Raw genomic sequence first — 20,004 nt, 5'->3', positions numbered from 1 at the left:
CTTCTAATACTCCCTGCTCACGCCCACCGCGATTTTTGCTTTTGCTTTTTCAATGCCATCAGCAAGGCTGGTTCCATCTAGCAACGAAAGGGCGGCTCCAAGATTAAGTGCCACCATATCAAGCATAGGCTGCGGAGCTTTTCCGGCTAAAACTTTACGGATAGTTTCGCGGGCATTCTTACGATCCGTAACTGCTACATCCGAAGGAGAAGAAAGAGCAAAACCATAATCAGCCGGATCAATTTCAAGCTCGGTCAGCATTCCATCATCCACAAGAATTGCCTTGTTAATACCGAAAGGTGTCAACTCGTCAAAACGTCCGGCTCCGTGAACAACATAAGCTTTGCCGACATCTGTCAAAGCAAGAACTTCTGCCATAAGACGCATTATTTCCGGTCTGCCGACACCCAGAATCTGATGAGTCGGACGAGCGGGATTTAAAAGCGGTCCCATGAGATTAAAAAGAGTCGGAATACCAAGTTCTTTTCTAATCGGAGCTACTTTCCCGAAAGCCGGGTGATAATTAGGAGCAAAAAGAAATACAAAATTATCACGCTCAAGAACTTCGGCGACATTTTCGGCTGTGGTTGTTATTGAAATCTCCAGCTCTTCAAGGATGTCAGCGCTTCCGCAGGAAGACGAAACCGCCCTGTTTCCGTGCTTAACCACCTTATAGCCCATATCTGCCAGATAAAGAGCCACAGCTGTTGAACAGTTAAAACTGTTGCTTCCATCACCACCTGTTCCGCATGTGTCGATCAACTGTCCGGTCAGCCCTTTAACAAGCTTAGCTTCTTTAAGCGCGGCGTTTACGCCGGATGCAACTTCCGAAGCCGTTTCTCCCTTTGCACGAAGCCCCATGAGCAATGCTCCGGCCTGTACCGGAGACACTTCCCCTGAAAAAAGAGATTCAAAAACACAATCAGCCAGTTCCGTTGAAAGGTCTCGCCCGAAGGTCAGTTCTGTCAAAGCCGTGGTTACACATTCCGCCATTTTACTATCCTTATATCCTTAAATTAATGAAAATTGATTAAATATTTCCCTCAAGAAAGTTCTTCAAAAGCTTCGGTCCGTCCGGAGTCAAAATAGACTCGGGATGAAACTGCACTCCCGCCCACGGACGATCTTTGTACCGAAGTCCCATGACTTCCTGCTGATCTGTCCATGCTGTGCGCTCTAGAATTTCAGGAGCTTCATCAACATTCACCACTAAAGAATGATAACGGCAGACTTCAAAAGGATCGTCCAAACCACTGAACAGCCCATCATTATTATGATAAACCATTGAAGTTTTACCGTGCATAATGCGCCCCGCCCGGACAACTGAGGCTCCGGCAAAATGTCCAAGAGTCTGATGTCCTAAGCAAACTCCCATAACCGGAACTTCCTTAGGAAGGCGGGATAGAAATTCAAGACTGAGACCGGCATTCTGAGGAGTGCTCGGTCCGGGAGAAAGACAGACCCGCTCAAGTTTTCCGGATTCAGCAAGTTCCAGAATTTCCTCACGGTCATTTCTAAGGACAAGAGGCTCGGCACCCAGCTGCTGAAAAGCCTGAACCAGATTGAATGTGAACGAATCAAAATTATCAACGAGCAAAAACATCGCCGCCCTCCGATTGCAAAATTTCTCTTAAAACTCTTGCCTTGTTGTTACATTCTTTCCATTCCATTTCAGGATCGGAATCATAAACAATTCCGGCCCCGGCCTGCCAGTGACACTTGCCATCTCTGATCCACATTGAACGGATGGTTATGCCTGTATCAAGATTGATCGAGTCTTTATCGAGTCCGATAAAACCGATTGCCCCGCCATAAGGTCCGCGCGGAACTTCTTCAATTTCAGCAATAATTTCCATCGCTCTTATTTTCGGAGCACCGGAAAGGGTTCCTGCCGGAAAAGTTGCCTGCAACACATCAATTGCATCATAATCGTCACGAAGATCAGCTTCCACATATGAAGTCAGGTGCATAACGTGGCTGAAATATTCAACCTGCATAAACTTCTCAACGGTAACAGTACCGGGTTTGGCGATGCGGCCCAGATCATTACGACCAAGATCAACCAGCATAATATGCTCCGCGCGTTCTTTAGGATCGGCAAGAAGCTCTTCGGAGAACTTGCGGTCTCCGGCGGCATCCTTGCCCCGTGGACGAGTTCCGGCAATGGGACGGACTTCAAGCCTGCCCTTTTCACAACGGGCCATCATTTCAGGAGACGATCCAAGCAGAATTTCTTCACGGCTGAACTTCATGTAAAACATGAAGGGTGACGGATTGGCCTGCCTGAGTCTGCGATAAAGATCAAAAGCATTACCGCTGAAAGGTGCTGAGAAACGAGTGGAGAGGACCACCTGAATACACTCACCTTCTGCGATAAGTTCCCGAACTTTTTCAACGCCTTCAATATATTTTTCACGCCCCGGGACAGCCACAGGTTCACCTACCTTGGTAGATTCACACTTGCTATTGAAGTCCTGCGGGGTAAATTCCGGTTTGGCACCTTCATCAAGAGAAAGAAAACAGCAACGGTGCTTCAAGTGGTCAAACAGAACAGCACGCCCCGGCAGAGCAAGGCGAACCTCAACATCCTTGGCTGGAATTTTGTCCGCAAGCTTAGGTTCAAGCATTCCGGCAAGGCCGTAACCTAATGTTCCGTATAGCCCTCTGGTCAAAGCGGGTAGAATCCCAACTTCTTTCTGAGTGTTCACATGCAAAGCTTTCATCACCGCCCGAAGACCATCCAGAAATTCCATTCCTGAATACTGCGCCAGTCCGGCAAGGCGTGAATCCGCACATTCAACAGCCAGCTTGCCGCGAACAGGAGATAAGACCAGCCTGAAATCCCAGGCGATAAGACTGTATCGTCCCAACCGTCCATCAACCTCGGCACTCTCAAGTAGTATTCCCGGTGCATCTCCAACCAGCCCGAGATAAAGGCTGATGGGCGTTTGCACGTCAGCCGGCAACCATTTGCCATACTGAGTCAATTCGATTTTCATATCTCCTGCTCCCTTTTGATTTTTATGATTAAGCACTCACTCAATTCTCTACATATAAAAAAAGCCGCATCCTCTGGGAGAATGCGGCTTTGCTTTTTCAGATATTATTCTCCCTAGGTATGGTTGTCACGCCACCACCAAGAAGCACGTTCGGAAAGAAGATCCATATCTCCGGACGCAGCAAGACTGAGGAAAGAACGGAAAAGGCGGATAGCTTCTAGACTATACTGGTTTGCGTCAGAAATTGTTACAAAAAGATCACTATCCTGTGTCACCATCTTTTGCGCGGACTCAAGTCTGCGTTTAAATGACGGAGTCACATACTTTTCAATATTGGGAAGCTCTCTTGCACACGCTAAGAAAGCTATGGTTGAACTGAAATTAAGACTTTGAATCATTGCCATTGCACGGTCATGCTCTTCTTCAGTTGAGGCAAATGCGCCGAACCCGAGCCGTTCATAAAAATCCTTAACGGATTCAAGCGCGCCCGCATCTTCTTCACGACCGGCAACAAGAGCTACCGTCGGGTCAAAATCCACAGGAATGGTCGATCCAAACAAAGGATGAGTTCCGACAACAGGACCGTCATAAGCTCTGATCATCTGTTGTAGCGGACGCCCTTTAACCGAGCCTACATCTGACAAAATAGATCCCTTTTTCATATGAGGAACAACTTTAGTAAGCACCTCATCCATAACATTTACCGGAATGCACAAAAGTACAAAATCGGTCCCGGGAAGAAGGCGTGCCATCTCTTTCTCGTCAAGGGGTTGGTCAAAACGATGGACGAGAATCCCCGCCCGCTCGGCTTTAAGAGCAAGGAATCCACCCATCTGCCCTCTTGAACCGATTACGGCTATGCTGTGAATTCTGCTAAAATCAGATTCCATGTTAGCAACCATTACCCTTTTTAATTTTATCCCATTCTTTCCAAAAATCAGGGAAAGATTTTGCGACACATTCCGGCTCTTCAGCTACAGCTTCAATTCCGGCTAAGCTGAAAATTGCGGTGCTCATTGCCAGCCTGTGATCGTCATATGTTGAAAAAATAATCTTCTCATCTTTTTTAAGCGGAGCAGGAATAATCTTAATGAAATCATCCCCTACCTCGGCTTTGCCACCTGCCCTCATTACTTCAGTAGCACTGGCATCCAAACGATCACATTCTTTGATCCGCAAGTGAGCTACATTAGTAATAGTCGTGGGACTGTCTGCAAAAGCGGCAGCAACAGCTACTGTCGGCACTAAATCGGGGCAAAGCCCCATATCAACTTCAATACCGTGTAACTTCGAAGGATAAACTGTTACTCCTGAGGAATCACTTTCTATCTTCGCGCCCATGGCTTTCAATATATCAACAATGGCCCGGTCACCTTGCAAAGAATCAATAGCAAGTCCTTCAACCCGAACGGGCTTAGTCCCCACAGCTCCGGCGGCTAAAAAATATGATCCGTTACTCCAGTCACCCTCAACGCTGTAACTGTCTCTCTGATAATCAGAAGGATTCACGCGGAATCTTATTTCACCGGGGACAACTTTGGAAACTGTTCTCCAATCTGTCTTTTCCCATTGTCCGTCTTTAAGTTTCTCGACCGAAAACGAAATTTTAAAATCTTCCATAACCTTAAGAGTCAAAGCAACATAAGGCCATGAAACGGCTTTTTTACCGACAACTTTAATAACAGTCGTCTCGTGCGCAAACGGTGCGGCCAGCAGTAAACCGGAAAGATACTGACTGCTTTCCTCAAGGGATATTTCAATCTCTCCCCCGATAAAACCGTTCGACTCAAGAGTTACCGGCGGGTATCCTTGTTTGTCTGCAAAAGTGACTTTAACGCCCTGAGATTCGAGAGCATTAGTCAATTCGCCGATAGGACGGTCATGCATGCGGGGCGTTCCCTGAACACGAAAAACACCTTTCCCGGCTCCGGCAATTGCAGTGAGAAGTCTGCAAGTTGTACCGGAATCCCTCATTTCAAGAACAGCCGGTTCTTTTGCGCCGCCTTTAGGCCCGCCCTGCATACCTATAGCAACAGTAGAGTTCTGCTCAACGCTGAACTCCGCGCCCATTGTCGAAAGACAATCCATAGTCCGATTAATATCGTTGCTGTCCAAAGGATCAATCACCACAGTCGATCCGTCTGAAAAAGCACCTGCGATAAGCGCTCTGTGAGACATCGATTTAGATGAAGGTGCTTTAATTTTTATAAAATTGTCGGAAGTCATCCGTTTATCCCCTTTTTTAAAAGAAGTTATGAGAACTAAAACTTACTTCCGTGCTGTGAACCACCGGGGTAACTTCCCAGAATTTTGAAAGTAAGACAGCGATCCTTAAGTTCATCAATAATGCTTTCATATTCCTCAGTGCCGAGATCACCTTGAAGGTCCACAAAAAACATATACTTCCATTTTTCCCCTAGAAAAGGGCGGGATTCAAGCTTGGTCATGTTAATGTTTTTACCGGAAAGAACACTTAACACGCTGACCAATGCACCCGGACGGTCGGGAGTAGTAAAGAGAATTGTAGTCTTATCCCTTTTTCCTTCCTGCCCCGGTTTAGGCCCTATTATCAAAAATCTGGTCCAATTATCCGGTAAATCTTCTATAGCTTCCGCCACGACATTAAGACCGAAAATATTAGCCAGCTTGATATTACCAAGAGCGGCGCACGGTTCATCACTTGCAGCAACAATCTCCGCAGCTTTAGCTGTGGAATCCACAGGCTGGAGCAATGCTCCGGGCAGATTGACTCGCAACCACCCGGCGCACTGTTCCAATGCCTTGGAGTGTGAATAGACAGTTTTGATCTGATCCAGTCCCGCGCCCTTGCTTATGAGGCCGTGACTGATGCGGCTATACACTTCATCCTGAATGAAGACAGGATAGCGCATGAACAAATCAACATTCTGCCCCACTGTACCCTTGAGTGAATTTTCAAGGGGAATGATGCCTAAGTCGGCTTCACCTTTGGATACAGCGACAAAAATATCTTCAAAATTGTTTTTCGGCACAAGATCTGCCTGACGCCCCATATGTTCCAATCCCGCAAAATATGAAAAAGTTCCTTCAGGTCCAAGATAGACGACTCTTTCAGGGCGCTGCAATCTGCGCGAAGAAGAAATAATCTCGCGATAAATACCTTCTAGATGCTCACTTGGAAGGGGCCCGGGATTACGCTCTGTCAAACCTCTAAGAACTTCCTGCTCCCTGAAAGGTTTAAATATCTGATCAGCCGACCCTGCTTTAAGCTTGCCTACAGAAAGGGATGCTGCCGCGCGTTTGTTGAGAAGTTCAAGTATCTCGCCATCAAGCGAGTCGATTTCTTCCCTGAGATGATCTAAGTTATTATTGCTGGATTCTGACATTCTATTATTCCTCGACAATCTCTTCAGTGATACGCATTCCAAAATGGCGGCCCGCATCATCAAGACGGCACAAAATTTCATCGCCCGGTTTGATTGCCACTACACTTACCGGCTCACCTTCAGCGCTTACAACTCTTATTGTTTCCGCATTTTGCAAGAAGACCTTACCCACAACCGGTCCCTGCGGAGTTGGAACTTCGGCAGTTATGAGCAGCATGGGTCTGACTTCAACTTTACACCGTCCGACCGTTGCAATGGAAGTTTTTCCACTTGCATCAACGATAAGAACTTCAGTTCCGGCAGTAAGTTCTTCCAGATAAGTTGTCCGGTCTCCGGGCATCTGCGCATAAGCATGAACTGCTCCTGCATTCACTCTGAAAGGACGGGCCGCAACGTAAGGGTTGGACTCAGTTTCACCATGAACCAGAAAAGTAAACGCGCTTGAATTACCGACCAGCATTCCCTGCCCTTTTTTAAGCATGGAGATTGTATCTACACAGACGCGGTGCCCGAGCCCTGCGGATTCAATTTTGGTAATTTTAGCTTTCTGTAATTCCATGTGGCCCTGACTGAGTTTAAGTTCTGCAACAATTGCCTTAAGATCGTGTGCCGCTTCCGGCAAAACAACGATTGTGTCTGCACCACGCTCAAGAACTCCGGCGGCAAGTCTTGCGCGATCCAGAGATTCAGCTTCGAGAGCTAATATCTTAACCTGTGCAAGAATATTTTCAACCGGAATAATCTCCCAGCCCTTTGCAAGACAAACTTCGCGTCCTTCCACAGCAAGACCTATAGCTATTTCTTCGTCGCTTTTCTCATTAATTGCGACAAGCGGCATATCTTCAGGTGTAATGACAGTAACTCTGCCGAGTTCAGTTATCGCTTTTACATGTTCCGGTTCAGCGAGAACGGCATCTACGCCGGACTCAAGAGCTAAGGTCAGAAGATTCTTATCAAAAGGAATTGCTTTAAAAATTATCTTTTTCATCATGGTTTCCAATTATATTATTCGCCGAGGTATTCGAGAGCATCTTCGACTGTTACGTCTTCGTGAACGACTTTACTGAGAGCTTCTACCAATTTGACACGATTTTTATGCTGGAAAACATTTCGTCCGACAGAAAGACCGGAACCGCCTGCGCTGATTGAATCAGAAACCATCTGCAAGAAAGCTCTTGTGGTATCAAGCTTAGGTCCACCGGCTATAACTACGGGGATACAGCAGCCATCAACAACCCGGCCGAAAGATTCAGGATCTCCAGTGTAAGCTACTTTTACAATATCAGCACCAAGTTCTTCTCCGACACGTGCGCAATGTGCAACCATGTCCGCGTCAAATTCATTTTTAACTTTAGGACCGCGAGCGTAAACCATGGCAAGAACAGGAATCCCCCATCCAGTTGCGCGGGAAGTCACTTCACCGAGATCATGAAGCATCTGAATTTCAGTTTCATCACCGAGATTAACGTGGACACTGACTGCGTCTGCCCCGAGGCGTAAAGCGTCTTCAACAGAAGCGACCAGAGATTTGGCGTTTGGAGTAGGCGAAAGAGATGTACTTGCAGAAAGGTGAACAATAAGACCTACATCGCGACCTTCCATACGGTGCCCGCAGCGAACAAGACCCTTGTGCATAAGCACTCCGTTTGCTCCGCCCTTTACCATATCGCCGACAGCTTCACGCATGTTCCGCAGTCCTTCGATAGGGCCGACACTGATACCGTGATCCATAGGAACAATTATTGTTCGTTCTGTATTGCGGTTGAAAATTCTTTCAAGTCTGATTTTTTTTCCGATATCCATTTTCTTTATCCTGCTGGTTTGCCTCATAATCGGTCCGCTGCATCTGGCGACCTCAAAATAAAAAAAAAGGGCCGCCGGCGAATTATCGCCTGCGGCCCTTTTGTAGAGGTCGTTTGCTAAGAACTTTCTATTTTCTCACGAGCAAACCTCCACACGACCACAAGCGGGTGTGCACCAAAAATAGAAGTAATAAAAATAAGATTGGCTAGCGCCTATGGAGTTGAAAGTTTGCATAGGAAACAGGTAATCACTCTCACCCAAAAGAGTCAACAACTTTCTTTATTTTTTTCTTATCATATATAATACTCGTTTTTTGTTAATTACATTCAATTTTAAAATCATAATTATTTATTAAATTACTTTTTTGTAAATTTATACAGTTATAATTTACAAATAAAAGCATATTAATACAATTTTGTAACAGACCACTTTAAGCTCAAACAAACAAATTCAATAATATCAAAATGTTACCTCTTTGGCACGGTAGATGCTTAGAAAAAAACATTCTTAAAGCCATTTACACCCCGAAGGAGGGCTTCATGTTTTTCAAATTTTCATCAATAGGCCGAAAAGTTTCGACCATTGCAACAGTACTTACTCTTGCTGCTCCGTCTGCAGCTTTTGCTGGAGAAGAATTTCTTACCCAGACCCACGCGAACATTTTATGGACACTTCTTGCTGCAATACTGGTTATGTTTATGCAGGCAGGATTTGCATGTGTAGAGGCTGGATTCACTCGCGCAAAGAGTGCCGGTAATATCCTTATGAAGAACTTTCTCGATTTTGCGGCAGGTTCTATAATCTTTTTCCTTTTCGGATTCGGACTCATGTTCGGCCTCGATGCTGGCGGATTTATCGGAACTTCAGGATTCGGTCTGGCAGGAGTCGGCCTTACCACCCCTGACGGACAGTGGACGCTGACTTTCTGGTTCTTCCAGTCTGTATTTGCTGCAACAGCGGCAACAATTGTTTCCGGCGGCATAGCCGAACGCACAAAGTTCAGCAGCTACATTCTGGTAACTATGATTGTAACAGGGCTCATCTATCCCGTTTCAGGTCACTGGGCATGGGGCAGCCTATGGCTCGGAGACGCCGGAACAGGCTGGCTTGAAGGACTCGGGTTCATGGACTTCGCAGGATCAACAGTTGTTCACTCTGTAGGCGGCTGGATTGCTCTGGCAGGTGCCATCATAGTTGGACCGCGTATTGGAAAGTATACTGCTGACGGCAAAGCTAAGGCTATCCCCGGTCATAATATTCCCATGGCCTCACTTGGTGTATTCATTCTCTGGTTCGGCTGGTTCGGATTCAACCCGGGTTCAACAACAACTGCTGACGGTTCAATCGGACTTATCGCAGTAGTAACAAGCCTTTCCGCTTGTGGCGGCGTACTCGGAGCAATGTTCACATCTTGGATCAGATACGGGAAACCGGACATATCTATGACTTGTAACGGTGCATTAGCAGGTCTGGTCGGCATCACCGCTGCATGTGCAACAGTATCCCCGGCAGCTTCAATTATCATCGGAATGATTGCAGGAGTTCTCGTAGTACTCTCAATCGAATTTATTGATAAAATTCTTAGAATTGATGACCCGGTAGGTGCTGTTTCCGTTCACGGAGTCTGCGGAGCATGGGGAACGCTCGCTTGCGGCCTGTTCACAACTCCTGAACTCAATGACGGAATAGGCGGACTGTTCTACGGTGGAGGATTCGCGCTTGTAACTCCTCAGCTCATCGGTATCGGAGTATGTTTCGTCTGGGCATTCGGTGCAGGACTCATTGCATTTGCTGTCGCCAAGGCCACTGTCGGAATCAGAGTAACCAAAGAAGAAGAAATGAAAGGCCTCGATATATCCGAACACGGCATGGAATCCTACAACGGATTCCAGATCTTCTCCAACGAGTAGCCACATAATAAAAAGAAAGGAATTAAACAAATGAAACTTATTATTGCATACATTCGTCCCGAATATCTGACCCCGATTAAACAGGCTCTCTACGCTAAAGGAATCTACACTATGTCTGTAACCAACATCCTTGGTTCAGGCAGACAGGCAGGATTCACTGAGACTTACCGCGGTGTAATAATGGAAGTTAACCTTCTTAAAAAAGTACGCATTGAATTGGGATTGGCGGCCGAAAAAGTAGAAGACGCTATAAATGCCATCAAAACAGCTGCTCAGACCGGTAAAGAAGGCGACGGGGTTATCTTCGTACAGGATCTGCCCAGAACCATCAGAATCAGAACCGGCGAAGAAACTCTCTAATATACAATAAAATTACCCGATGCCTCCACTCGCATTGGGGCCACCCTGCCGGTCGAAAGGTATTCCACACCCCCTTTCGACCGGCTTTTAAGATTAAAGCCATGCACAAAACACCCTCAATATCAATTCACGAAATTATCGAAAGAGAATGCTTGGCAACGATGTTTCAGCCGATCATATCTATGAGCAGAAAATCAGTGCTGGGATATGAAGCTTTAACGAGAGGTATCAATCCTTACACTGGAGAAATAATCTCCCCTGTAGAGCTGTTTTCAATGTGTAAGGATCTATGGACACTGACAAAACTTGATAGAGCTTGCAGAAGAAAAGCCTTTAAAACTTTTGCCCCGATTTCTCAGCACAACCGCTCTCTTTTGCTCTCCGTAAATATTGACGCTGCGGTGCTCGGAAAAAATACGCAGGATTTAGGCACCACCGGGAAAATGATCAAAGAATTTGAAATTCCTGCGAACAATATCGTCATAGAAATAATTGAATCAAAAGCCGGAAATGAAGAAGTTCTCTACAAATTTACTGAAAATTGCCGCAAACTCGGCTTTCTTATAGCTTTGGACGATATCGGTACAGGACACTCGAACCTTGACCGGATACCTGCCCTCAAACCGGACATAATTAAAATTGACCGTTCGCTGATTACGGATATCGACACTAAATTTCACAACCTTGAAGTTACACGGTCTCTCATACACCTTGCTGAGAGAACCGGAACTCTTCCGCTTGCGGAAGGAATTGAAACGACGCAGGAAGCTCTGACCCTGATGCGCATGGGAATTGATGTTTTTCAAGGATATTATTTCGGAAAACCCATGTGTGCTGAAAACGTAAAAAATGACCACACCACGCCCATAAAATCATTATCTTCGAGATTTAAAGTTCATATGATGGAAAGACTTGCCATGGAAAAAAGGCTGGAAAATTCTTATAAAAAACTGGCAAAAGAACTGAAGAATCTCCTTACTCTAAGCCCGGAACATAATTCAGATGCTGTTTTATCCTCGTTTATAGATGAAAACAGTACCATCGAATGCGCTTATATTTTAAACGAAAATGGCAAACAGCTCTCACAGACAATTTGCAATCCTTTTAGATTAAAAGTGAATCGCCGACTTATTTATCAGCCTGCCCCCAAAGGGGCCGACCACTCCCTTAAAGAATACTTTCTGACCATTAAATCCGGTAAAGCCTGGCATACAACTTCTCCGTATATATCCCTTGCTTCGGGAAATACCTGTATAACCGTTTCTACAAAACTGAATTGCAGCAAAAACAGCCCGGTACTTTGCATTGATATCAGCACCAGATTAAACGTATAATCGAACTACTGCACTCACTCCAAACTGGTCCATCCACAACAATTAGTATATTGACTGCTAGATAATTTAAAAATAACTTTCCCTTCAGCTCAATAATCCCTACCTTTTTTAGGAGATTAAATGTTTTTAAGAATAAAAATGATTTTATTTATTTTTGTCATAACCATCATGACAGTACAGCTTGCTCAAGCTGATACAGTTAATCTCTTAAACGGGGACAAATTAACAGGAAAAGTCAGCGTGATGGAGAGCGGCAAACTGAAGCTCACGACCACTTATGCTGGAGAAATAACAATAGACTGGGGGCAGGTGCTATCTCTTGATTCCGATCAAAAAATGCAAGTTTTTGTCAAACCTGATCACAAAGTTGACGAAGAAGAACTCTCCTCCTTAGTAAAAGCTGAACAAACCAAGCAGGTTGGAACTGAAAAAAGTATAAAAACCAGTAAAGTAGCCTCAATAAATTCCCGTCCCAAAGACTACAAATTAAAGGGGGGGATACGCGCAGGGTGGAACAAAGCATCAGGTAATACCCGCAAAGAAAACATCGGCGCTTCATTTGATATTTCATATGCGACAGGAAAAAATCGCTGGAAGACAAAGGGTGATCATTATTGGGCAACATCAAAAGGACAGCGTTCCGATTATAACTGGCTTTTATCTGCTGACTACAACCGTTTTTTAGATAAAAAAATATTTCTCACAGGTTCTGGACAGATTCAACAGGATCAATTCCAAGATCTTACGTTACGATCAATAATAGGAACAGGACTTGGTTACCAATTCTTCGACAGTGATAGACTGACTTTGTCTCTTGAAACCGGCCCTGCATATGTATGGGAAGATTACACTTCCCGCGACAGCAGAGAATTTGTAGCGGCTAAATGGGGTATCAACTTCGATTGGTGGATCTTCCCCGACCGGCTGAATTTATTTCACAATCAGATGGGGCTGATCAGCATGAAAAACTCTGACAACTGGCTCTGGCAATCACGTTCAGGGATAATGTTTCCAATTGTGGACCGCTTCTTCGGATCATTTCAATATAATTATGACTGGACCAACGACCCCGTCCCGGGAAAACTACAGGATGACTCACGCATAATGTTTAATATGGGTTATTCTTTTTCGGATTTCCCTCAGCTTTTTGATTGATTATCAATCAAGTAACTTACCATTAAGTATAAAACACACCTGAATTAAACTTATAAGTGTACCTTTACCTACTGAATCTGCATCTTAAAATATTTTTTACTACGGAATTTAAATAATGATCAATCGAACCCGTGAAGGGCTTATCTTCGCGGTCTCTGCATTTATTATGTGGGGACTGCTGCCTATCTACTGGAAAACTTTAAAAGAAGTCCCGCCTCTTGAACTGCTTTGTCACCGTGTTGTGTGGTCCTTTTTCTTTCTGGCTGTAGTCCTATCCTTCAAAAAGCGGTGGGCGGAAGTTATTACGGCTTTGCAGGACCGAAAAGTTAAAATTCTTCTTGCTGTCAGCAGTTCTTTAATCGGAGTTAACTGGTTTGTTTTTATATGGTCGATTAACAATGACCATGTTGTCGAAGCCAGCCTAGGGTACTACATAAACCCGCTTGTAAATATTCTGCTCGGCTTCATATTCATGAAAGACAAACTGAACAGCATGCAGGGTGCCGCAATTTGCTGTGCATTCGCCGGTGTTCTCTACTCTGTAATAGATCTTGGTAAATTCCCTTATATTGCACTTACTTTAGCTGTAAGTTTTGCCCTTTACGGTCTCGTTCGCAAAGTTATGAGAGTAGAATCTCTGCCGGGATTATTTATTGAAACGACAGTGTTGATCCCCCTGGCCGGAGGATATTTAATATGGCTGGCAACCGAGGGAAATCTAAGTCTTGGTAGAATCGGTGGCGAAGCGGACGCGCTCCTTCTCGGAGCGGGGGTGGTAACATCAATACCTCTTCTCTGCTTTGCCAACGGGGCTAGACGCTTAAAGTTGATGACACTTGGAATGCTTCAATACATTTCCCCGACATTAATGCTATTACTAGGAATATTTATATATAATGAACCCTTCGATAATGCTCGACTGGTAACTTTCTGCTTCATCTGGACAGGAATTGCCATCTACCTTTTCGACAGCATACATAGACAGATGAAACGGCCCAAAGGTATCGCTTAAACAATATTAAAACTGTTTATTTTACAAAAAAAGCAAATATTTTTTGATTAACCTCAAAAACATAAATATTAAAAAGCTGTATTGACCCCTTATGTCATTATGATAAAAGGAGTTAAGGAAAGAATACTAATCTTCCTCAACTTAATGTATTTACGTATATATTCTTATTTGCAATTTTCAGGAGAAAATAATGAACTCACGCACAGAACATGACTGCATAGGATCAATGGAAGTACCTGAAGAGGCTCTCTACGGAGTACAGACTCAACGGGCCGCTGAAAACTTTAAGATCACCGGCATTCCAATTTCTCATTACCCCCATATTATTAATGCTCTCGCCTACATCAAAAAAGCCGCAGCCATAACCAACAATGAGTTGGGAAAAATGGATGATGACAAAACAAAAGCAATAGTCTTCGCTTGTGACGAATTGCTAAACGGAAAATATCACGACCAGTTCATTGTTGACGTCATTCAGGGAGGCGCCGGAACCTCAACAAACATGAACGCTAACGAAGTTATTGCGAACGTCGGTTTGGAATTCTTAGGATATAAAAGAGGAGAATATGAAAACCTCCACCCGAATATCCACGTCAACATGGCTCAGTCCACGAATGACGTTTACCCGACCTGCCTGCGCATAGCATTACTTGGTAAAATGGAACTTCTAATGGAAGCCATGGAGTACTTGAGAAAAAGTTTTGCCGCCAAAGGTAAAGAGTTTTCACATGTTTTGAAGATGGGCAGAACTCAGTTACAAGATGCAGTGCCTATGACGCTCGGACAGGAATTTAACTCTTACGCAATTATGATTGGCGAAGATATTGAAAGAGTTCGCGAAGCACTGTCCTTAATCTGCGAAATTAATATGGGCGGCACCGCAATAGGAACAGGCCTCAACGCACCGCCAAAATACGCTCAAAAAGTTACTGACAAGCTTAAGGATCTGACCGGATTTGAACTGACACTGGCTCCGGATCTTATTGAAGCGACTCAAGACACTGGTGCATATGTCCAGCTTTCAGGGGTTCTAAAACGCGTTGCGGTTAAAATATCCAAGATATGTAATGACCTGCGTCTCCTTTCTTCCGGACCAAGATGCGGACTGAATGAAATAAACCTTCCTCGCATGGCTCCGGGATCATCCATCATGCCCGGCAAAGTTAATCCGATCATTCCTGAAGTTATTAACCAGATCGCTTTCACTGTAATCGGCGGAGATATTACCGTCACTATGGCGGCTGAAGCTGGACAACTTGAGCTTAACGTAATGGAACCTGTCATTACCGCCAGCCTGCTCAACTCTTTGACCATTATGAGACGCGGATTCAAAACACTTGCTGATCGTTGTGTATCCGGCATTACAGCAAATGAAGATGTATGCCGCGGATATGTTGAAAACAGCATAGGGCTTGTTACGGCACTGAATCCCTATATCGGCTACGAAAAATCAACTGAAGTCGCTAGCGAAGCTCTTAAAACAAAACGTTCAGTTTACGATATTGTTATTGAAAAAGGGTACATGTCAAAAGAAGAACTTGATAAAGCTCTTTCACCGGAAAGCATGATCCACACGCATCCACTGACTCTAGTTCCATCCTGCAGCTAATTATTAATAAGGGTTGCAAGGGGTCAAATCTTGCAATCCTTACCTATTTTCCCGTTTACGAATGAACCGCCCCCTAAAGGAGTTCTGAATGACCCAAGATAAACCAGTATCTGCAATGGCTATGATGTTCGTAGTTGTTGGTAACATGCTCGGGGCGGGAATTCTTGCCCTGCCTGTAAATTTATGCGCGGCCGGGTTACTGCCGTCAATTGCCGCAACTATAGTGATGTGGCTGCTGATGACCTATACCGCTCTCATTTATTCCGAGCAGAAAAGCCTGACCACCAATGAGCACGCTGACCTGCCCACTTTTTTTAAAGAGGAACTAGGTTCGATAGGTAAATGGGTTACTATCGTAGCAAACATGATCCTTCTATACGGCATACTTGTAGCTTATCTTGCCGGAATATCATCCATCATAATGAGTTTACAATCTTCAGTCTCACAACCCGTTGTCATGACCCTTTATTTTTTAGTGGTAACAGGCATGACTGCTTTCGGAATGATGATGATGAAAAAGTGTACTCCATACATGGTTACCGCTATGTGGATTACTTTCGGCATGCTCGTTTTTATGGTCGTCCCGGATGTTTCGTCTGTAAATCTTGCTAAATTTGATTGGACCTACGTACCGGCAGGACTTCCCGTTCTGTTGATGGCCTTTCATTTCCACAACATAATTCCAAGTATCTGCCGAACTCTTAATCATGACCGGAAAAAAATTCGTACCGCAATCATCGGCGGAACAACCATCGGCATGGTTATGAACCTGACTTGGTTGCTTGTCGTTCTCGGAGCACTCCCACTGTCATCTCCCGATGGAATTGACCTGATCACCGCCTTCGGTAAAAACCAGCCGGCAACAATTCCCCTTGAGATGCTGCTCAAAACTCCGGCATTTACTTATGTAGCCCTCGCTTTTGCTCTAATAGCTATGTCCACAGCATTTATGGCTAACGGAACAGCCCTCATGAGTTTCATGAGAGATCTTACTGTCACATACGCGGGAACTAAAAATAAAACTTTAGTCTGGTGTTTATCATTCATACCTCCGCTTCTGGTAGCTCTGATCTACCCTGATATATTCCTCGTTGCCATCAACCTTGTCGGCGGAGTTGGAGAATGTATCATCTTCGGAATTCTCCCGGGTTTCATTGTTTGGAAATATTCAAAAGAGGGAAGCTTTCGCAAAATGACAGGAATAATCCTGATCCTCTGCTTCAGCGCGATATTCTTAATTGAAGTTGGACAGGAATTAGGTTTGTTACACATCAGTCCGGACGTAGAATACTGGACACATCACACGCATTAATAATCAAGTTCTAAAAAATTCAACAAAAAAAGCCCTCCGCAGGTAATCCTGCGGAGGGCTTTTTTTGTTGAATTTTTATCTAGTACTCAAATTTGCTTTTAACCTTCCACTCGCCATATTCTTTTTTAAGAATATAAAGCGAATTTTCGGTAACTTTATTATCTTTAAGATCAAAGATCACAGTATAATAACCTTTAACCCACAGTTCAACTTCGTTAGCAGTTTTAGTTCGAATGTTAAACCGGAGACCGGAAGTGGAAACCACGGCTTCCTGATATTTTTTAAGCACGCCGCGTTTTTTAAGCATTGACCTGAAACTTTCAAAATACGAACTTTCACGTAAAAATTCTGCTTCCACAAACATGTGTGGATAATCTTCATTTATAGTTACAAACGCCGAGTAAAATTTATCAAAGAAAGTTTTCATTTCTCCAAGTAAAATACGCTCTTTCTCGAGCTTTACCATTTTTGCGACAAGAAATTCTTTTTGCTTAGCGGATAACTGAGTTTTTTTTTCGATCTCTTTTTTACTGACCACCAAGACGGCTTTTTCTTCTGCAGTAGGAATATGATATTCAACTAATACTTCCGAGAACCCTGCTTTACCACTTTCACCATCAGAATATATCGAACCAATCGTGAGTTCGAGACTGTCAGTTATGCACTTAACAGCTTCGATCTTTTGCTTTTGAAAAATATTTTTTAGTGTCAAAGACTGCCTGTGAACCCCTCCAAAGGAGACCTCTACACCTTTGACCCTGTTAACCTGATTAAATTTTGAATCTAAATATATTCCATTACGGAAAAAAATCGAATCAACAACTACTGCCTGCGGGAAAGAAAACTGTAACCACTGCCCTGTCCCCTTGTTTCCTGCGTTGACGATCCATCCAGTAGCGGCATCGTCATCCGAAAGAACGCTTGCGTTAAAAAAATTCCCGTCTGCTTGAGAAACAAAAGACGAGACCTTTAAAGTAGCTGTTTCAGCACTGCATAATGTAGGAAAAACAAAAACAACTATAATGATAAAAAATAATTTGCGAAACATTTTAAGCTCCAGAAGATTACAGACTAAGCTATTACCCGTTCAGGTTTAATCATACCGGACATAAAACGGCAAGGTCAAAAAAAACGCCCGCTTCCCTATAGGGGAGCGGGCGAAAAGAGCATAAGTACTGCCTATATACTGGATACTACCAGCGTGGGCGTTCTGCGCGAGGCTTAGCTTCGTTAACCTTAAGGTTACGACCGTCAAAATCTTTACCGTCAAGATTATCGATCGCTTCGAGAGCACCGGCATCGTCCATTTCGACGAAACCGAAACCGCGTGGGCGGCCTGTTTCTCTATCTTCAATAAGTTTAACAGAAATGACTTCACCGAAAGCTTCAAAAGCTGCGCGGACGTCGTCTTCACTAGCTGACCAGGGCAAGTTGCCTACATAGATGTTCTTAGACATTCAATATTCTCCATAAAAAGTGATGATGCATGGCACCCATGTGCCATTTGATATAAAAAAGGACAGCACTCAAGATGCTACGCTGCTCCTTGATATATCTGTCTTCTTTACCGATGCCTTCATAGAGGTCACCGATGCAATAAAGAAGACCATGTGCTAACAATCGAGAGAAGTCAAGACAAATTATTACCAAAGTAAAAGAAACTTTAAATAATTTTTCACAACTCACTCTACTGCCACTACTACCGTTTTACACGGCCAGTAGGTTTTCCTGACGCTCTACCAGCGGGTTTACCGGAAGGTTTACCAGATGGCTTGCCTGAACGCCTGCGACTATCGGACGGAGTACGTTTTTTATCAGATCCGTAAGAACGCTTACCCGCTCCGGCAGGAGCAGGACGACGTCTATCGAGAGCCGGCTGACTTTTACAAGGCTGATCATAATCAAACTCAGCAACCTTGCGACGGTCGATAGATTTACCGACAATTTTTTCAATTTCACGCATCAAGCGTTCATCATCACTTGTCACCAGACTCAAAGCCATTCCGCTACGACCGGCACGGCCGGTACGGCCAATACGGTGAGTATAAGTTTCGGCTGTGTCAGGCACATCAAAGTTGATAACATGTGTGATGCGGTCACAATCAATTCCACGGGCAGCAATATCAGTTGCGACCATGACTTTAAAAGTACCGTCTTTGAATCCGTCAAGAGCGCGCTGACGCTGATTCTGACTCATGTTGCCCTGCAAGAATGTTGCTTCATGCCCTCGAAAACTGAGCTTTCTAGCTAAGTTCTTAGCCCGATGCTTAGTACGCGTAAAAATAAGAACACTATCGTAACGGGTTACATCAAGAAGAGTTTCCAGAAAAGCAGCTTTCAACCCCGGATGCACAGGATAAAATTCATGTCCTACGTTTACAGCAGGAGCAGTATTGGACACCTGAACAGTTGCAGGATTCACAAGAATCTTACCTGCGAGGTCACGAATATCATGAGGCATAGTAGCCGAGAACAACAAGTTCTGACGAGTTACAGGCAGACGGGCAATAATTTTTTTGATATCAGGCATAAAACCCATATCAAGCATGCGGTCCGCTTCATCAAGCACCAGAACATCAACTTTATCAAGTTTGAGCACGCCCTGATTAAGAAGATCGATAAGTCGACCCGGGCATGCAACTATAATAGTCGCTTTGTTGGCTGCTTTAATCTGAGGATTGATACCGACGCCTCCGAACACAGCTGCGCTACGGATGCCGGACTGTTTTCCCAAAGCAATAAAATTTTCATGAATCTGCAAAGCGAGTTCACGTGTAGGTGCAAGCACCAAAGCGCGGACAGGCCCCTGATTAGGAGCTTTGCTATCCAGCAAACGTTGAAGGATAGGCAGAGCAAAGGCAGCGGTTTTCCCGGTTCCTGTCTGAGCCAGTCCCATAACATCCCGACCTTTAAGGACTTCGGGGATTGCACGGACTTGAATAGGAGTTGGCGTAGTATAGCCGCAAGAGTTGATTCCGGTGACTAAACGCCGGTCAAAAGAAAATGAATCAAAATTCACAAGTATTCCTGATGTGAAAGGACAATATATAACGACGGCGCGTGACGGCGGTCGTATTCCGATTATTTCGGAGGGTATTTATCTGAGGCTCTGGAACATGAATTTAATCTTAATCCGGCTTGGTGC

Annotated in this window: 18 protein-coding genes; 7 read left to right on the top strand and 11 right to left on the bottom strand. The window is 44.5% G+C overall.

Going from position 1 to position 20,004, the window contains the following annotated elements; translation table 11 throughout:
- Positions 1–3: 3 nt before the first annotated feature.
- The 8 genes from trpD to JEY82_RS15475 all read right to left on the bottom strand — a co-directional run bounded on the left by trpD (position 4) and on the right by JEY82_RS15475 (position 8,167).
- A complete protein-coding gene (gene trpD, locus JEY82_RS15510) occupies positions 4–993 on the bottom strand; it encodes an anthranilate phosphoribosyltransferase (RefSeq protein ID WP_304087263.1) in 990 nt (329 codons plus the stop codon).
- A gap of 37 nt (positions 994–1,030) precedes the next feature.
- Positions 1,031–1,603 carry an aminodeoxychorismate/anthranilate synthase component II gene (locus JEY82_RS15505; protein ID WP_304087261.1) on the bottom strand — a complete coding sequence of 191 codons (573 nt, stop codon included), beginning with the start codon at positions 1,601–1,603 and terminating at the stop codon, positions 1,031–1,033.
- Entirely contained in the window at positions 1,587–2,999 is a 1,413-nt protein-coding gene (locus JEY82_RS15500) for an anthranilate synthase component I family protein (RefSeq protein WP_304087259.1), read from the bottom strand. The genes JEY82_RS15505 and JEY82_RS15500 overlap by 17 nt, the downstream gene beginning before the upstream one ends.
- 113 nt (positions 3,000–3,112) lie before the next feature.
- Positions 3,113–3,889 carry a prephenate dehydrogenase gene (locus JEY82_RS15495; RefSeq protein WP_304087257.1) on the bottom strand — a complete coding sequence of 259 codons (777 nt, stop codon included), beginning with the start codon at positions 3,887–3,889 and terminating at the stop codon, positions 3,113–3,115.
- A 1-nt stretch (position 3,890) separates the two neighbouring features.
- Entirely contained in the window at positions 3,891–5,225 is a 1,335-nt protein-coding gene (gene aroA / locus JEY82_RS15490; RefSeq protein ID WP_304087255.1) for a 3-phosphoshikimate 1-carboxyvinyltransferase, read from the bottom strand.
- Between the two features lie 35 nt (positions 5,226–5,260).
- Positions 5,261–6,364 (bottom strand): prephenate dehydratase, encoded by a 1,104-nt coding sequence (gene pheA / locus JEY82_RS15485; RefSeq protein WP_304087253.1) that lies wholly within the window; start codon positions 6,362–6,364, stop codon positions 5,261–5,263.
- A 4-nt stretch (positions 6,365–6,368) separates the two neighbouring features.
- Entirely contained in the window at positions 6,369–7,352 is a 984-nt protein-coding gene (locus tag JEY82_RS15480; RefSeq protein ID WP_304087251.1) for a 3-dehydroquinate synthase II family protein, read from the bottom strand.
- Positions 7,353–7,369: 17 nt separating this feature from the next.
- Positions 7,370–8,167 (bottom strand): 2-amino-3,7-dideoxy-D-threo-hept-6-ulosonate synthase, encoded by a 798-nt coding sequence (locus JEY82_RS15475; RefSeq protein WP_304087249.1) that lies wholly within the window; start codon positions 8,165–8,167, stop codon positions 7,370–7,372.
- Between the two features lie 539 nt (positions 8,168–8,706).
- Here JEY82_RS15475 and JEY82_RS15470 point away from each other — a divergent pair.
- From JEY82_RS15470 to JEY82_RS15440, 7 genes are all read left to right on the top strand, one after another.
- Positions 8,707–10,077, top strand: a complete 1,371-nt coding sequence (locus tag JEY82_RS15470) for an ammonium transporter (RefSeq protein ID WP_304087247.1) — start codon at positions 8,707–8,709, stop codon at positions 10,075–10,077.
- Between the two features lie 30 nt (positions 10,078–10,107).
- On the top strand, positions 10,108–10,437 hold the full coding sequence (locus JEY82_RS15465; RefSeq protein WP_092161867.1) for a P-II family nitrogen regulator: 330 nt from the start codon (positions 10,108–10,110) through the stop codon (positions 10,435–10,437).
- Between the two features lie 101 nt (positions 10,438–10,538).
- Entirely contained in the window at positions 10,539–11,771 is a 1,233-nt protein-coding gene (locus JEY82_RS15460) for an EAL domain-containing protein (RefSeq protein ID WP_304087244.1), read from the top strand.
- A 120-nt stretch (positions 11,772–11,891) separates the two neighbouring features.
- Positions 11,892–12,926, top strand: a complete 1,035-nt coding sequence (locus JEY82_RS15455) for a DUF481 domain-containing protein (protein WP_304087242.1) — start codon at positions 11,892–11,894, stop codon at positions 12,924–12,926.
- 115 nt (positions 12,927–13,041) lie between these two features.
- Positions 13,042–13,938, top strand: coding sequence for an EamA family transporter RarD (rarD, locus tag JEY82_RS15450; RefSeq protein WP_304087240.1), 897 nt, complete (start codon positions 13,042–13,044; stop codon positions 13,936–13,938).
- Positions 13,939–14,128: 190 nt separating this feature from the next.
- Positions 14,129–15,547: an aspartate ammonia-lyase gene (gene aspA / locus JEY82_RS15445; RefSeq protein ID WP_304087238.1), complete on the top strand. Its 1,419-nt coding sequence runs from the start codon at positions 14,129–14,131 to the stop codon at positions 15,545–15,547.
- 88 nt (positions 15,548–15,635) lie between these two features.
- Positions 15,636–16,859, top strand: a complete 1,224-nt coding sequence (locus JEY82_RS15440) for an aromatic amino acid transport family protein (protein WP_304087236.1) — start codon at positions 15,636–15,638, stop codon at positions 16,857–16,859.
- Positions 16,860–16,938: 79 nt separating this feature from the next.
- Here the strand turns inward: JEY82_RS15440 and JEY82_RS15435 are convergent, their stop codons facing one another.
- The 3 genes from JEY82_RS15435 to JEY82_RS15425 form a co-directional block, all read right to left on the bottom strand.
- The gene (locus JEY82_RS15435; RefSeq protein ID WP_304087234.1) at positions 16,939–17,907 is read right to left on the bottom strand and encodes a hypothetical protein; all 969 of its coding nucleotides are present in this window, start codon (positions 17,905–17,907) and stop codon (positions 16,939–16,941) included.
- Between the two features lie 145 nt (positions 17,908–18,052).
- Positions 18,053–18,316, bottom strand: a complete 264-nt coding sequence (locus JEY82_RS15430; RefSeq protein WP_085101829.1) for an RNA-binding protein — start codon at positions 18,314–18,316, stop codon at positions 18,053–18,055.
- A gap of 242 nt (positions 18,317–18,558) precedes the next feature.
- Positions 18,559–19,878 carry a DEAD/DEAH box helicase gene (locus JEY82_RS15425; RefSeq protein ID WP_304087230.1) on the bottom strand — a complete coding sequence of 440 codons (1,320 nt, stop codon included), beginning with the start codon at positions 19,876–19,878 and terminating at the stop codon, positions 18,559–18,561.
- Between the last annotated feature and the right edge of the window lie 126 nt (positions 19,879–20,004).

The sequence above is a fragment of the Maridesulfovibrio ferrireducens genome (assembly GCF_016342405.1).
In the GTDB taxonomy this organism is placed as follows: domain Bacteria; phylum Desulfobacterota; class Desulfovibrionia; order Desulfovibrionales; family Desulfovibrionaceae; genus Maridesulfovibrio; species Maridesulfovibrio ferrireducens_A.
Note: the sequence above shows the minus strand (reverse complement) of the source record. Positions and strands in the feature narration are given on the sequence as shown.

Excerpts from the sequence above, each read along its gene's own strand:
- JEY82_RS15505 (WP_304087261.1), bottom strand. The coding sequence starts at position 1,603 with ATGTTTTTGCTCGTTGATAATTTTGATTCGTTCACATTCAATCTGGTT.
- JEY82_RS15460 (WP_304087244.1), top strand. The coding sequence starts at position 10,539 with ATGCACAAAACACCCTCAATATCAATTCACGAAATTATCGAAAGAGAA.
- aroA (WP_304087255.1), bottom strand. The coding sequence starts at position 5,225 with ATGACTTCCGACAATTTTATAAAAATTAAAGCACCTTCATCTAAATCG.
- pheA (WP_304087253.1), bottom strand. The coding sequence starts at position 6,364 with ATGTCAGAATCCAGCAATAATAACTTAGATCATCTCAGGGAAGAAATC.
- JEY82_RS15475 (WP_304087249.1), bottom strand. The coding sequence starts at position 8,167 with ATGGATATCGGAAAAAAAATCAGACTTGAAAGAATTTTCAACCGCAAT.
- JEY82_RS15455 (WP_304087242.1), top strand. The coding sequence starts at position 11,892 with ATGTTTTTAAGAATAAAAATGATTTTATTTATTTTTGTCATAACCATC.
- JEY82_RS15480 (WP_304087251.1), bottom strand. The coding sequence starts at position 7,352 with ATGAAAAAGATAATTTTTAAAGCAATTCCTTTTGATAAGAATCTTCTG.
- JEY82_RS15430 (WP_085101829.1), bottom strand. The coding sequence starts at position 18,316 with ATGTCTAAGAACATCTATGTAGGCAACTTGCCCTGGTCAGCTAGTGAA.
- JEY82_RS15495 (WP_304087257.1), bottom strand. The coding sequence starts at position 3,889 with ATGGAATCTGATTTTAGCAGAATTCACAGCATAGCCGTAATCGGTTCA.
- JEY82_RS15470 (WP_304087247.1), top strand. The coding sequence starts at position 8,707 with ATGTTTTTCAAATTTTCATCAATAGGCCGAAAAGTTTCGACCATTGCA.
- trpD (WP_304087263.1), bottom strand. The coding sequence starts at position 993 with ATGGCGGAATGTGTAACCACGGCTTTGACAGAACTGACCTTCGGGCGA.
- JEY82_RS15435 (WP_304087234.1), bottom strand. The coding sequence starts at position 17,907 with ATGTTTCGCAAATTATTTTTTATCATTATAGTTGTTTTTGTTTTTCCT.
- JEY82_RS15465 (WP_092161867.1), top strand. The coding sequence starts at position 10,108 with ATGAAACTTATTATTGCATACATTCGTCCCGAATATCTGACCCCGATT.
- JEY82_RS15440 (WP_304087236.1), top strand. The coding sequence starts at position 15,636 with ATGACCCAAGATAAACCAGTATCTGCAATGGCTATGATGTTCGTAGTT.
- JEY82_RS15500 (WP_304087259.1), bottom strand. The coding sequence starts at position 2,999 with ATGAAAATCGAATTGACTCAGTATGGCAAATGGTTGCCGGCTGACGTG.
- aspA (WP_304087238.1), top strand. The coding sequence starts at position 14,129 with ATGAACTCACGCACAGAACATGACTGCATAGGATCAATGGAAGTACCT.
- rarD (WP_304087240.1), top strand. The coding sequence starts at position 13,042 with ATGATCAATCGAACCCGTGAAGGGCTTATCTTCGCGGTCTCTGCATTT.